Annotated in this window: 11 protein-coding genes; 6 read left to right on the top strand and 5 right to left on the bottom strand. The window is 71.4% G+C overall.

Going from position 1 to position 13,915, the window contains the following annotated elements:
* Entirely contained in the window at positions 1 to 1,515 is a 1,515-nt protein-coding gene (purF, locus tag NQ707_RS06435; RefSeq protein ID WP_129357707.1) for an amidophosphoribosyltransferase, read from the bottom strand.
* Positions 1,516 to 1,710: 195 nt separating this feature from the next.
* Here purF and purD point away from each other — a divergent pair, with 195 nt between their 5' ends.
* Positions 1,711 to 3,003: a phosphoribosylamine--glycine ligase gene (purD, locus tag NQ707_RS06440; RefSeq protein WP_129357708.1), complete on the top strand. Its 1,293-nt coding sequence runs from the start codon at positions 1,711 to 1,713 to the stop codon at positions 3,001 to 3,003.
* 90 nt (positions 3,004 to 3,093) lie between these two features.
* A complete protein-coding gene (locus NQ707_RS06445) occupies positions 3,094 to 4,017 on the top strand; it encodes a phosphoribosylaminoimidazolesuccinocarboxamide synthase (RefSeq protein WP_064725146.1) in 924 nt (307 codons plus the stop codon).
* Positions 4,018 to 4,176: 159 nt separating this feature from the next.
* Here the strand turns inward: NQ707_RS06445 and NQ707_RS06450 are convergent, their stop codons facing one another.
* Together NQ707_RS06450 and NQ707_RS06455 are read right to left on the bottom strand one after the other, a co-directional pair.
* Positions 4,177 to 4,953 carry a FadR/GntR family transcriptional regulator gene (locus NQ707_RS06450; protein WP_061225340.1) on the bottom strand — a complete coding sequence of 259 codons (777 nt, stop codon included), beginning with the start codon at positions 4,951 to 4,953 and terminating at the stop codon, positions 4,177 to 4,179.
* A gap of 255 nt (positions 4,954 to 5,208) precedes the next feature.
* On the bottom strand, positions 5,209 to 6,873 hold the full coding sequence (locus NQ707_RS06455) for an L-lactate permease (RefSeq protein ID WP_061225341.1): 1,665 nt from the start codon (positions 6,871 to 6,873) through the stop codon (positions 5,209 to 5,211).
* A gap of 410 nt (positions 6,874 to 7,283) precedes the next feature.
* Here NQ707_RS06455 and NQ707_RS06460 point away from each other — a divergent pair, with 410 nt between their 5' ends.
* From NQ707_RS06460 to NQ707_RS06475, 4 genes are all read left to right on the top strand, one after another.
* Positions 7,284 to 8,084: a (Fe-S)-binding protein gene (locus tag NQ707_RS06460; RefSeq protein WP_058731550.1), complete on the top strand. Its 801-nt coding sequence runs from the start codon at positions 7,284 to 7,286 to the stop codon at positions 8,082 to 8,084.
* Between the two features lie 7 nt (positions 8,085 to 8,091).
* A complete protein-coding gene (locus NQ707_RS06465) occupies positions 8,092 to 9,816 on the top strand; it encodes a LutB/LldF family L-lactate oxidation iron-sulfur protein (protein WP_404435147.1) in 1,725 nt (574 codons plus the stop codon).
* A gap of 9 nt (positions 9,817 to 9,825) precedes the next feature.
* Positions 9,826 to 10,476, top strand: a complete 651-nt coding sequence (locus NQ707_RS06470) for an LUD domain-containing protein (RefSeq protein WP_058731556.1) — start codon at positions 9,826 to 9,828, stop codon at positions 10,474 to 10,476.
* A 222-nt stretch (positions 10,477 to 10,698) separates the two neighbouring features.
* Positions 10,699 to 11,433 (top strand): HNH endonuclease family protein, encoded by a 735-nt coding sequence (locus NQ707_RS06475; protein ID WP_404435149.1) that lies wholly within the window; start codon positions 10,699 to 10,701, stop codon positions 11,431 to 11,433.
* A 12-nt stretch (positions 11,434 to 11,445) separates the two neighbouring features.
* Here NQ707_RS06475 and udk read toward each other — a convergent pair whose 3' ends face one another.
* Together udk and NQ707_RS06485 are read right to left on the bottom strand one after the other, a co-directional pair.
* Complete coding sequence (gene udk, locus NQ707_RS06480) at positions 11,446 to 12,087, bottom strand: uridine kinase (protein ID WP_058731552.1); 642 nt, start codon at positions 12,085 to 12,087, stop codon at positions 11,446 to 11,448.
* 85 nt (positions 12,088 to 12,172) lie between these two features.
* Positions 12,173 to 13,915, bottom strand: coding sequence for an ABC transporter ATP-binding protein (locus tag NQ707_RS06485; protein ID WP_129357711.1), 1,743 nt, complete (start codon positions 13,913 to 13,915; stop codon positions 12,173 to 12,175).

The following is a 13,915-nucleotide window of genomic DNA, read 5'->3' on the forward strand; positions in this document are numbered from 1 at the left end:
TCAGGACTCCTGTTCGGCGGCGACGTAGTCGAGGTACTCCGGGGTGATGTCCCCGGTGATGTACTCCCCGGTGAAGCAGGACATCTCCAGGTCCGCGATGTCCGTGGACTCGGTGATCGCCGTGCGCATGTCCTCCACCCCCAGGTACACCAGGTGATCGCAGCCCAGGATCTGCCGGATCTGCTCGATCGAGCGGTCATGGGCCACCAGCTCGCCCGCGGTGGGCATGTTGATCCCGTACACGTGCGGGTAGCGCACCGGCGGGGCCGCGGAGGCGAAGGTGACCTTCTCCGCGCCCGCCGCGTACGCCATCTCCACGATCTCCTTGGACGTGGTCCCGCGCACGATCGAATCGTCCACGATGAGGATCCGCTTGCCGGCGAACTCGCTGGGCAGGGCGTTGAGCTTCTGGCGCACGGACTTCCGGCGCACCTCCTGCCCGGGCATGATGAACGTCCGGCCCACGTACCGGTTCTTGTAGAAGCCCTCCCGGTACTCCTTACCCAGGGAGTGGGCCACCTCCAGGGCGGCCGGGCGCGCCGAATCCGGGATCGGCATCACGACGTCGAAATCCTCGTCCGGGACCTGGCTGCGGATGGTCTGGGCGAGCTTCTCGCCCATGCGCAGCCGCGCCTCGTACACCGAGATCCCGTTCATCACCGAATCCGGGCGGGCCAGGTAGACGTACTCGAAGGCGCACGGCACCAGGGTGGTCTCCCGGGCGCACTGGCGCGAGTGCAGCGTGCCGGACTCGTCGATGAACACCGCCTCGCCCGGTTCGATCTCCCGCACGATCTCGTACCCCCCGGCATCGAGCACCAGGGACTCCGAGGCCACGACCCACTCCTGCTCCGGCAGCCGCTGATCCATCCCGTAGGTCTCGCGGTAGGTGCGCGCGGCCTGCGCGGTCTGCTCCGTGACCGGCCGGCGGCCCAGCACCAGCGGGCGGATGCCGTGCGGGTCCCGGAAGGCCAGCAGCCCGTGACCGGCGATCAGGGCGATCACCACGTAGGCCCCGCGGATCCGGGCGTGGGTCTTCATCACGGCGTCGAAGATCCCGGAGGCGTCCAGGTGGCGCCGGCCCACGTTCTCCTGCAGGGAGGCCGCCAGCACGTTGAGCAGCAGCTCCGTGTCCGAAGAGGAGTTCAGGTGCCGGAAGTCCCGGCGCTTCATCTCATCGGTCAGCTCCCGGGTGTTGGTCAGGTTCCCGTTGTGCACCAGCACGATGCCGTACGGGGCGTTGACGTAGAACGGCTGCGCCTCATCCAGGTTCACCGCGCTGCCCTTGGTCGCGTACCGGACGTGGCCCAGGCCGATGTTGCCCACCAGCTCCCGCATGTCCCGGGTGCGGTAGGCCTCCCGGACCTGGCCCACCTTCTTCTGCAGGTGCAGGGTGCGGTCCTCCGCGGTGGCGATGCCGGTGGAGTCCTGCCCGCGGTGCTGCAGCAGCAGCAGCGAGTCGTAGACCTGCTGGTTGACGGGACCGGCCGAGAAATGGCCGACGATTCCACACACGGGCGCTTCGCTCCTGGGGTTCGCGGTGAGGGGGTGCGGCGTCCCGGCCGGGGTGTGATCCGTGACGCCGCAACGAGTATCCCACCTGCGCGGGGCGGATGCGATTCGCGTCGCGCGGTGGTCGTTCCGTGGTCGAGGCGCGGCCGTGGGCGGCGGGCGTCCTGCGCACCGTTATCGATTCGTTACCATTGGGCCATGAAGGTTCTGGTCCTCGGCGCCGGCGGGCGCGAACACGCGATCATCACCGCGCTGCTGCGCGATCCTGCCGTCACCGAGGTGCACGCCGCCCCCGGCAACGCCGGGATCGCCCGCGTCGTGCCCGTGCACCGCATCGACCCGTCCTCCCCCGAGCAGGCCACCGGACTGGCCGAGGACCTCGACGCGGACCTCGTCGTCATCGGCCCCGAGGCCCCGCTGGTCGCCGGGGTGGCCGACGCCCTGCGCGAGGCCGGGATCCCCGTGTTCGGTCCCGACGCCGCCGCGGCCCGGCTGGAATCCTCCAAGGCCTTCGCCAAGGAGGTCATGGTCGAGGCCGGGGTGCCCACCGCCGAGGCTGCCGTCGCCCGCGACCTCGAGGAGACCCGCGCGGCCATGGACCGCTTCGGCGCCCCCTACGTCATCAAGGACGACGGGCTGGCCGGCGGCAAGGGCGTGGTGGTCACGGAGGACCCCGCCGCGGCCGAGGCCCACGCCGCCGCCTGCTTCGAGGCCGGCTCCGCCGTGGTCATCGAGGAGTACCTGGACGGCCCGGAGGTCTCCCTGTTCGTCCTGTGCGACGGCGTCCACACCGTTCCGCTGAGCCCCGCCCAGGACTTCAAGCGCATCGGAGACGACGACGCCGGACCCAACACCGGCGGCATGGGCGCCTACACCCCGCTGCCCTGGCTGCCGGAGGGCTTCACCGACGAGGTCGTGGCCGCGGTGGCCCAGCCCGTCGTGGACGCGATGGCCCGGCGGGCCACCCCCTTCGTCGGCGTCCTGTACTGCGGGCTGGCCGTCACCGCCCGCGGCGTGCGGGTCATCGAGTTCAACGCCCGCTTCGGGGACCCCGAGACCCAGGCTGTCCTGGCCCGGCTGCGCACCCCGCTGGGGCAGCTGCTGCTCAGCGCCGCCGAGGGGGAACTGGACCCGGACCAGAAGCTGCGCTGGGACCTGCGCCCGGCCGTCGACGTCGTGATGGCCGCCGAGAACTACCCCGGAACCCCCCGCACCGGGGATGAGATCACCGGGCTGGCTGACGCCGAGCAGCTGCCCGACGTCACCGTCCTGCACGCCGGAACCGCCGAGCAGCCCGACGGCGTCGGGAACACCCGCGTCGTGACCGCCGGTGGGCGGGTGCTGGCCGTCGTCGCCCTCGGGGAGGACCTGGCCGACGCCCGCGCCCGCGCCTACGCCGGGGTGGAGGCGATCTCCTGGCCCGGCGAGCAGCACCGCACCGACATCGCCCGCCGCGCCGCCGAGGGACGGATCACCATCCCCGCACCCTGACCCGAACCGCCGCCCCGCTCGATCCCCGAGCGGGGCGGTCTCCGCATCCGCACCCCGCATCCCACGCCCCCACGCACAGGAGTCCACCGCATGACCGCTGAGTCCATCGCCGTCCCCGGCTGGCGACACATCTACTCCGGCAAGGTCCGGGACCTCTACGTCCCCGAAGACGGCGCCGACCTGTCCGGCTCCTCCTTCTCCGACACCGCCGAGATCCGCGCCGGGGCGGTGATGGTCGTGGCCTCGGACCGCATCAGCGCCTTCGACCACGTGCTGCCCACCCTCATCCCGGACAAGGGCAAGATCCTCACTCAGATGTCCGCCTGGTGGTTCGAGCAGCTCGCGGACATCCCCAACCACGTGCTGACCCTGGACGTTCCGGAGCAGGTGGCCGGGCGAGCCATGATCTGCAAGTCCCTGTCCATGTTCCCGGTGGAGTGCATCGCCCGCGGCTACCTCACCGGCTCCGGGCTCAAGGAGTACCAGGCCCATGGGACCCTGTGGGGCCGGCCCCTCCCCGAGGGTCTGGCCGACGGCTCGCGCCTGGAGACCCCGGTGTTCACCCCCACCGGCAAGGCGGAGGTCGGCGAGCACGACGAGCCGATCAGCATCGAGCAGGTCAACGAGGCCGTGGGGCAGGCCATGGGGGACCGGCTGCACGAGCTGACCCTGCAGATCTACACCACGGCCGAGCGGATCGCCCGGGAGCAGGGGATCATCCTCGCGGACACCAAGGTGGAGTTCGGCCTGGATTCCTACCGGGGGGAGGTGACCCTCGGCGACGAGGTGCTCACCCCCGATTCCTCCCGCTTCTGGGACGGGGCCCAGTGGGAGCCGGGCCGCCCGCAGGCCAGCTTCGATAAGCAGTTCGTCCGGGACTGGCTGACCTCCCCGGAGTCCGGCTGGGATCGGCAGGGTCCGCCGCCGGAGCTGCCGGGCGACGTCGTGGAGATGACCCGCGGCCGCTACGTCGAGGCCTTCGAGCGCCTGACCGGCACCGAGTTCACCCCGTAGGGGAGGCGGGGCGCCCGTCCTGCGCTCCGCCGCGCTCTGCCCCTCCCCGCGCCCCCTTCCGGCGCGTTGGGGAGGGGTTTCGGTGTGTGGGAGCGTTCTCGTGGCTCCCAGACGTCGGAAACGCTCCCAAACCCGGGGGAGAGGGCGGCGGGGCTTGTGTCAGGCGGGGGTCGGCCAGGCGGTGGCGTGGAACCAGGAGATGTGCTCGGCGACGGCGGCCGCGGCCTCCTCCGGGCGGGCCCGCTCCACCGCGGCCAGGATCCGGCGGTGCTGTACCTGCAGCCGACGCCGCACCCCCGGCCAGTCGTCCAGGCGCAGCACCCCCTCCTGCACGTAGCCGACGGTGGCCTGGCGCAGGGAATCCAGGATCGTGGTGACCACGATGTTCCCGCCCAGCGAGCTGATCAGCAGGTGGAAGGCGGCGTCCTGCGCGTGGAAGCGCTCATCCGGAAGTCCAGGATCGTCCAGCTCCGCCAGCAGGTCCGATGCCTCCGCCAGCAGGGCCGTGGTCCGGGCGAGCCGCTCCTGGTCGGCGGCCCCGTCCTCGACGGCGTCGGTGGCCTCACCATCGCGGGCGACACCGACGGTGCGGGCGGCGTCGGCGGCCGCGCGGGATTCCAGGGTGATGCGGGTGGCCACCACGTCCGGCACGGGCAGGGATCGGGAGGCCAGGTGCATCCGCAGCCCCCACCCCAGCGCGGCCGAAGGCTCGGAGATCACCACGGCCCCCGCGTTCGGACCGGAGCCCACCCCGGAGCGCACCAGACCCATCGCGTCCAGCACCCGGATGGCCTCGCGCACCGAGCCGCGGGAGATGCCGAAGCGCTCGGCCAGGCTGCGCTCGGAGGGCAGCCGCTGCCCCACCCGCAGCTGCCCGGTGCGCAGCCCGGTCTCGAGCCAGGTCAGCACGACGTCGTAGGTGCGGCTGGCGGGCATCTGCCGCCTCCTCTCCGGATCGGTTGGTCGATGGGATCAGTGGGACCGGCTGGTCGGCGGGGCCGGCCACGGCGGCCGACCGGCTGGATCGGAGGCACCGGCAGCTCCGCCGGACCGGCGAGCCCGCCCGGACCAGCGAAGCCCGGCTGGGACGCGGGCGCCCCGCCCGACCCACCACCCCGGCCGAAGCCGGAGGGTCGGGGCCGGTGCGGGGCGCTGGCAACGGGGCGCGCGCGGCGGGGGCCCGGCGTCGGCTTACGGGATCATCCAGGCCAGGGCGTGGGACTGCAGGAACACCAGGACGCAGATGATCAGCAGCAGGCCCACGGACCACGGGAACACGGCCTTGAAGATCTCCGACTCCTTGCCCTCCATCTTCACGGAGGTGGCCGCGATCGCCAGGGACTGCGGGGAGATCATCTTGCCGACCACACCGCCGGTGGTGTTGGCCGCGACCAGCAGGTTCGGGTCGATCCCGGCGTTGGTGGCCGCCGTGTGCTGCAGGTTGGCGAACAGCGCATTGGCGGAGGTGTCCGAGCCGGTCACGGCGGTGCCCAGCCACCCGAGGATCGGGGACAGGAAGGCGAAGGCCCCGCCGAGGGAGGCCAGGTACACGCCCACGGAGACGGTCTGCCCGGAGAAGTTCATGACGTAGGCCAGGGCCAGCACCGCGATGATGGTCAGCGCGGACCAGCGCATCCGGTGGAAGCACACCCCGATCTGGGCGAGGGCCGGGCCCATCCCGAGGCGGTAGCGGCCGTTCTCGGTCCAGATCGTGTAGATGATCGCCACGAGGATCCCGGAGATCAGCAGCATGGTGCCGGGGCTGGAGAGCCAGCTGAAGGTGTAGGTGGTCCCGGAGATCGGCTCCCCGGCGGAGGTGAGGATGCGCTCGTGGATCACGGGCCAGTGGATCTTCAGGTCCGTGGCCGTCAGGGCCGCGGGCACGTCCACCCCGAGCTTCCACATCTTGCCGATCGCGAAGACGACGACGACCAGCAGGTACGGCAGCAGCGCCATCCACACGCGCACCGGGCGCAGGGTGGTGTCCTGCGCGGCCGGGCCCACGCCCAGGCGCTCGCGGAAGGCCTCCGCGCCGCGGGGCTTCCAGATCTTGAGGAACAGCACGGCCACGCCGAGGGAGACGAGGCAGGCGACGATGTCGGTCAGCTCGTAGGAGAAGTGGGTCGCGGACCACCACTGGGCCACGGAGAAGGACAGCCCGATGACGACGGCGGCCGGCCAGCCGTCCTTCACGCCCTTGAACCCGTCCAGCAGCAGCAGGAGGATCAGCGGCACGAAGAACGCGACGAAGGGGGCCTGGTGTCCGACGATCGCGCCGATCACGGCCGGGTCCTCGTTGGTGAGGGTCCCTGCGGTGGTGATGGGGATGGCCAGGGCGCCGAAGGCGACGGGGGCGGTGTTGGCCAGCAGCACGACGACGGCGGCCTTCAGGGGCTTGACCCCCAGGGCCATGATCATGGTCGCGGTGATGGCCACGGGCGCGCCGAAGCCGGCCAGGGCCTCCAGCAGCCCGCCGAAGCAGAAGGCGATGAGGATGGCCTGGATGCGCAGGTCCCCGCCGCCGATGCGGTCGAAGGTCAGGCGCAGGTCCTCGAAGCGCCCGGACTTCACCGTGAGCTCGTAGAACCACAGGGCCATGACGATGATCCACACGATGGGGAACGCGCCGAAGGCTCCGCCCTGGGTCGCGGTGATCAGGGCCAGGTCCAGGGGCATGCCGAAGCCGAGCCAGGCGACCAGCAGGGCCGCCAGCAGCGCGGTGAGCGCGGAGGTGTGGGCCCGGGCCTTCACGCCCAGCAGCATGATGAAGAAGGTCAGCAGCGGGATCAGCGCCACGAGGGCGGACAGCCCGGGGGAGCCGCCGACGGCGTCGGTGGCGGCGGTGAAGGTGTTCACGCGGACTCCTTGGGTCTGGATCGGAGGTCGCGAGCGCACCGGGACGGGCGGCGTGGCCGCAGCGTCGCTGGTGCGGTCGGTGGACTGGAAGGGCCGTCACGGTGGATTGTGTCTCACCTAACAGCCGGTGGTCGGACCACAGCTTACTCGATCACGCCGCCCGGGCCAACTCCGGTGCGCGCGGATGACCTCGGGCCCGCTCCGACCGCACGGAGACGTGCATCCCGGAATTAGGCAAAGAAAAGCTGATCTAATGTCGCCGGTGAACTTCCCGAGAAATCGCACACAGAGTTTCCGACGGCGACACACCGTCACTATCGTGTTAAGGGACAAGCCCCATCCCGCCGCCTGCCGCGCGCCGCCGTCGACGCCCCGCCGGCCCCGGGAGATCCACCGGAAACGGAGAGACCATGCGGATCGCCCTCTTCTCCACGTGCATCGTCGACGCGATGTATCCCCGCGTCGCCCGCGCCACCGTGGACATCCTCGAACGCCTCGGCCACGAGGTCGTCTTCCCCCCGGGGCAGACCTGCTGCTCCCAGATGCACGTCAACAGCGGCTACTTCGATGACGCCTACCCCGTGGTGAAGAACCACGTGAAGGCCTTCTCCGCCGCGGACTACGACGTCGCCGTCGCCCCCTCGGCCTCCTGCGTGGTCTCCCTGAACCACCAGCAGGGCATGGTCGCCCGCCACGCCGGGGACGAGGAGACCGCGCAGCGGGCGGAGGAGATCGCCGGACGCACCTTCGAGCTGTCCAAGCTGCTCATCGACGTCCTGGGCATCACCGACGCCGCCGAGCAGCTGGGTTCGTACTTCCCGCACGAGGTCACCTTCCACTCCTCCTGCCACGGGATGCGGCTGATGAAGCTCGGCTCCCGGCAGTCGGACCTGATCAAGACCGTGGAGGGGGTGCAGTTCAAGGAGCTGCCCAACCTGGAGGAGTGCTGCGGCTTCGGCGGGACCTTCTCCTTCAAGAACGCGGACACCTCCGGGGCCATGGCCGCGGACAAGCTCAAGAACATCGAGAAGACCGGCGCCTCGATCTGCGCCGGCGGGGACGTGTCCTGCCTGATGAACATTGGCGGGGCGGCCCTGAAGGAGAACAAAGACATCACCACCGTGCACTTCGCGGAGATCCTGGCCAGCACCCGGGAGCACCCGCTGGAGGTCACCGGACGCGTCGCGATGCAGGGCGCAGGGAGGAACTGAAAACACCATGACCGTCACCCAGCTCGGCATGCCCACCGTGCCCCCGCACGGGCAGGGCAACATCTTCGCCGAGGAGTCCTTCACCCACCACGCCGCCCGGGATCTGCACGATGAGACCATGCGCGGGAATCTCAACTTCGCGATGAGCAAGATCCGCACCAAGCGGGCCACCGTCGTCTCCGAGATGCCGGACTGGCAGCACCTGCGCACCGCCGGATCCGAGATCAAGCAGAACGTGCTGGCCCGCCTGCCGGAGCTGCTGGAGCAGTTCGAGGAGAACTTCACCGCCCGCGGCGGGCACGTGCACTGGGCGCGCGACGCCGAGGAGGCCAACCGCATCGCCCTGGACCTGATCCGCGAGCAGGGGGTCACGGAGGTCTCCAAGATCAAGTCCATGGCCACCCAGGAGACCGGGCTGAACGAGTACCTGGAGGCCCACGGGATCGAGGCCGTGGAGACGGACCTGGCCGAGGAGATCGTGCAGCTGGGCCATGACAAGCCCTCGCACATCGTCGTCCCCGCGATCCACCGCAACCGCAGCGAGATCCGGGACATCTTCAAGAAGGAGATCCCCGGGGTCCGGAAGGACCTCTCGGACGATCCGGCCGAGCTGGCCGAAGCCTCCCGCAAGAGGCTGCGCCGGAAGTTCTTCGAGAACAAGGTCGCGGTCTCCGGGACCAACTTCGGGGTGGCCGAGTCCGGGACCCTGACCATCGTGGAGTCCGAGGGCAACGGGCGCATGTGCCTGACCCTGCCGGACACCCTGATCACCTTCATGGGTATCGAGAAGGTCATCCCGCGCTTCGAGGACCTCGAGGTGTTCCTGCAGCTGCTGCCGCGCTCCTCCACCGGGGAGCGGATGAACCCGTACACCTCCCTGTGGACCGGGGTGACCCCCGGGGACGGCCCGCAGAACATGCACGTGATCCTCATCGACAACGGCCGCACCGCGGTGCTCAAGGACGAGCTGGGCCGCCAGGCCCTGCACTGCATCCGCTGCTCCGCGTGCCTGAACGTGTGCCCGGTGTACCAGCGGGCCGGCGGACACTCCTACGGCTCCGTGTACCCCGGACCCATCGGGGCGATCCTGTCCCCGCAGCTGGGCGGCATCGAGGCGGAGGCCAACAACTCCCTGCCCTACGCCTCCTCCCTGTGCGGGGCCTGCTACGAGGTGTGCCCGGTGAAGATCAACATCCCGGACATCCTGGTGCACCTGCGCGGCAAGGACATCGACGCCCAGCACGGCAAGGGCGAGGAGGGCACCAAGCGCGGCCTGCCCACCCAGATGGACGGCATGATGGCCGGGGCCCGGGTGGCCTTCGGCTCCGGGAAGGTGCTGGGTCTGGCGGAGAAGGCGCTGCCGGCCGGGCGCGTCGTCGCCGGGAAGGACCAGCGGATCGACAAGCTGCCCGGGCTGGTCGGCGGCTGGACCAAGTACCGCGACATCGACACCCCGCCGAAGGAGTCCTTCCGGTCCTGGTGGAAGAAGAACCGCGGCAAGGCCCCGGCCCCGCGCCCGGCCTCGGAGCGGGTGGACGTGGAGGAGCTGATCCGCGCCAACCGCGGCAAGGCCGAGGCCCTGCACGAGCAGCAGGCGAAGCGCTACGCCAAGGACCAGGATGACTACACCCGCCTGATGGCCTCCGAGCGGGTGGCCATCCAGCACTCGCAGGCGAAGGGGGATACCGTGGCCGACTACGCCCGCGGCACCGAGGAAGACTACGAGGCCTAGGAGGACATGGTGAGCGACGCGAAGAGCGAGATCCTGGCGCGGATCCGCACGGCCCTGGCGGACAACCCGACCCCGCCGGAGCCCACCCGGGACTACCGGCACACCTCCTCGGCGAGCCTGAAGGACCGCCGGGAGCTGCTGGCGGACCGGCTGATCGACTACAAGGCGCAGGTGCACGAGGCCACCGAGGACACCATCGCGACGACGATCGCGGACCTGCTCGGGGACCGGGCCCGGTACGTGGTGCCCACCGGGCTGAAGTCCGAGTGGCTGCCGGAGGACACGGCCACCCGCACCCGCTTCGTGGACTCCGGGAACACCGAGAAGTCCGGGGCGCTGAGCAACAAGGAACTGGACGCGATGGATGCGGTGGTGACCTCCTCCACCGTCTCCTGCGCGGAGACCGGCACCGTGTTCCTGAACTCCAACCCGGACGAGGGGCGTCGGGCGATCTCCCTGATCCCGGACCACCACATCTGCGTGGTCCCGGAGGAGACCATCGTGGAGATCGTCCCGGAGGCCCTGGCCCGGGTGGATCGGGCGCACCCGGTGACGATGTTCTCCGGGCCCTCGGCGACCTCGGACATCGAGCTGCAGCGCGTGGAGGGCGTGCACGGCCCGCGGCGCCTGGACGTGATCCTGCTCGGCGCGAAGAGCTGAGCCGACGGGCTGACGCGAAGGGCTGAGCCGATGACGGTGCGGTGACCGACCGGTCGCCGCACCGTCTCCTTCTGTCCCCGAGCCGGTGGATCTCGCCCCGGCTGTCGCCGGAGCATCCACAGCCGCCCCGTCAGCAGGCGGGTCCGCGCAGGAGAGCCTTCGACGCCGTCCACCCGGTGCTGCTGGTATGGGCCCATGGGACGCCATCGCACGCCGCGGCCGATGCCCGCACCACGGCCGGCACTCTCGCGCCGGGCCGCTTCGGTCCCGGTGCTGCTGGCCGCCGTCGTCCTGCTGGTCTTCGGCTTGTGGTGGCGCGGCCTGCTGAGCCCGCCGTGGTCCGGGGGACTGGGCGGGTGGGGTGCGCCCCGTGAGGTGGTGCTCTCGGAGGCCACCGCCCGGGAGCTGGCGGCGATCCCGGTGCGGGAGAAGACGACGAGCCCCGCCTACCGGCGGGAGGCCTTCGGCCAGGCGTGGGCGGACACGGATCGCAACGGGTGCGACACCCGCAACGACATCCTGGCCCGGGACCTCACCGAGGTGTCCTACAAGAACGCCCAGCGGTGCGCGGTGGCCGGCGGCCTGCTCGCGGATCCGTACACGGGGCGGCAGATCGCGTTCACGGCCGGGGCCCGGTCTCGGCAGGTGCAGATCGACCACGTCGTCGCGCTGGCCGACGCCTGGGCCTCGGGCGCCTCCGCCTGGGAGCCCCGGCGTCGCACCGAGTACGCGAACGACCCGGAGAATCTGCTGGCCGTGGACGGTCCGGCCAACGAGGACAAGGGCGCGCAGGACGCCGCCTCCTGGCTGCCGCCGCAGGAGGGCTACCGCTGCGTGTATGCGGCCCGGCAGATCCGCGTGAAGGCGAAGTACGGGCTCAGCGTGAGCGCCCCCGAGCGGGCCGCGCTGCTGGAGGTGCTGGGGGACTGCCCGGGGTTCCAGCTGGGGGGCCCGTGACTCTCAGCGGGCTCAGGCGCCGTCGAGCTGGCGCTGGACGCGGTGCACCAGCATGTCCAGGGCCACCAGGTTGCCCCCGCCCTCCGGGATGATCAGATCCGCCTTCCGTTTGGAGGGCTCCACGTACAGCTCGTGCATGGGCTTGACGGTGGACAGGTACTGGGCCTCCACGGACTCCACCGAGCGACCCCGCTCCAGCACGTCCCGCTTGATCCGGCGCAGGATGCGCACGTCCGCGTCCGTGTCCACGAAGATCTTGATGTCGCAGCGGCGGCAGATCGCCTCGGAGGCGAACAGCAGGATCCCCTCCACGATGATGATCGGCTGGGCCTCGATGAACAGGGTCTCCTCGGAGCGGTTGTGATCCGCGTAGTCGTAGACCGGGCACTCGATGGACCCGCCGGCGATCAGGGTGTCCAGCTGCCGGACCATGAGCTCGTCGTCGAAGGCCTCCGGCGCGTCGTAGTTCAGCCGGCAGCGCTGCTCGAAGGTCAGGTCATCGTGGCGCTTGTAGTAGTTGTCGTGGTAGACGACGGCGACCCGCTCGCGCACCGCCTCGATCAGCTCGCGGGTCAGGGTGGTCTTCCCGGAGCCGGTGCCCCCGGCGATCCCGATGACCAGGGGCTTGGTCCGGCTGTGCTGCTCCAGGGGCATGGGTGGCCCGCTCCTCACGACGTCGGCGATATGCGGCTCCCCCCATTATGGCCGCTGCCGCCAGCCCCGCCTCCCTGCGCAGGCCTCAGGCCGCGGCACCCGCGCGCAGCGGCCGCGGGATCGCCGCGATCAGCTCCCGCGTGTACTCCTGCTGCGGGGCGCGGAAGATCCGGGAGACCGGGCCGGCCTCCACGATCCGGCCCTCGCGCATCACCAGCACGTCCTCGCACAGCCACCGCACCACCGCCAGGTCGTGGGTGATGAACAGCAGGGACAGCCCGCGCTCGTCGCGCAGCCGCTGCAGCAGCCGCAGCACCTGGGCCTGCACCGAGGCGTCCAGGGCGCTGACCGCCTCATCGCAGACCAGCACATCCGGGGACACGCTCAGCGCCCGGGCGATCGCCGCGCGCTGCAGCTGACCGCCGGACAGCTCCCGCGGGCGGCGCGCGGCCAGCCGGCGGTCCAGCCCGACGTCGTCGAACAGCCGCCCCAGCAGCTCCCGCCGCTCGGCCCGGCCCACCGAGCCCAGGGCCCGCACCGGCTCCAGCACGGACCAGCCCACCGAGTGCGAGGGATCGAAGGAGGAGTGCGGGTTCTGGAACACCGGCTGAACCGTACGGCGGAATGACCGGTCCCGGCGGGTCACCTCCGCCCCGCGCAGGGTGATCCGACCGGCGTCGGCCCGCTCCAGACCCAGCAGGATCCGGGCCAGCGTGGTCTTGCCGGACCCGGACTCTCCGACCACGGCCAGGCTGCCGCCCTCGGCCAGGCTGAACGCGGCCTCGCGCAGCGCGTGCACCGGTTCGCGTCGGGAGCCGAAGGCGCGGGACAGCCCCTCACCGGTCAGCACCGGGGTGCGCGCGCCGTCGACGCCGACCGGTGCCTCTGCTCCGGCGTCGGTCCGTGCCGCAGGGGAATCCGCCGGGTTCTGGTCGGCCCAGGGGGCAGCCTTGCCGTCGACCGCGGTCCTGCCGGCCCCCTCGCCGTCGACCCCGAGGCCGTCGGTGTCGACGGCGTCGGCGGTCAGCGCCATCGCCTCCGCCAGGGCCCGGCCCTGCGGGGTGCTCGGGTGCAGCAGGACCTGCTCGCTGGGGCCCTGCTCCACGGCCCGGCCCCGGCTCATCAGCATCACCCGGTCGGTGCGCTCGGCGGCCACCGCGAGATCGTGGGTGATCATCAGCAGGGCCGTGCCGCGCTCGCGCACCAGCTCCTGCAGCCGATCCAGGATCTGCTTCTGCACCGTGACGTCCAGGGCGCTGGTGGGCTCATCGGCCAGGACCAGATCCGGGTCCGTCACGATCGCCGCGGCGATCAGCACCCGCTGCCGCTGCCCGCCGGAGAGCTCATGGGGCCAGCGCCGGGCCAGGGACTCCGGGTCCGGCAGGCCCGCCTCCCGCATCGCGGCCAGAGCCCGCTCCCGATGGGTGTCCGGGTCCCCGATGCCGTGGATGCGCAGCGGCTCGACCACCTGCTCCAGCACCCGCAGCAGCGGATCCAGGGAGGTTCCCGGATCCTGCGGAACGTAGCCGATGCGCCGGCCCACCAGCCGGCGCCGCCCGGTAGCATCCAGCGCGTCCAGGTCCTGCCCGGCCAGCCGGAGGCTCCCCTCCCGGCGGGTGCCGGAAGGCAGCAGGCCCAGCACGCTGCGGGCCAGGGTGGTCTTGCCGGAGCCGGATTCCCCGACCACGGCCACGGACTCGCCGCGCCCGACGCTCAGGCCGACGCCGTCGACCGCCGGGGTCGAGACCGCGCCGCGCCGGCCCGGGTAGGCCACGCGCAGCCCGGACAGCTCCAGGACGGGGGCGGGGGAGGAGGAAGCGGTGTTCAT

The organism is Rothia sp. BD8 (assembly GCF_044878465.1).
Taxonomy (GTDB): domain Bacteria; phylum Actinomycetota; class Actinomycetes; order Actinomycetales; family Micrococcaceae; genus Rothia; species Rothia kristinae.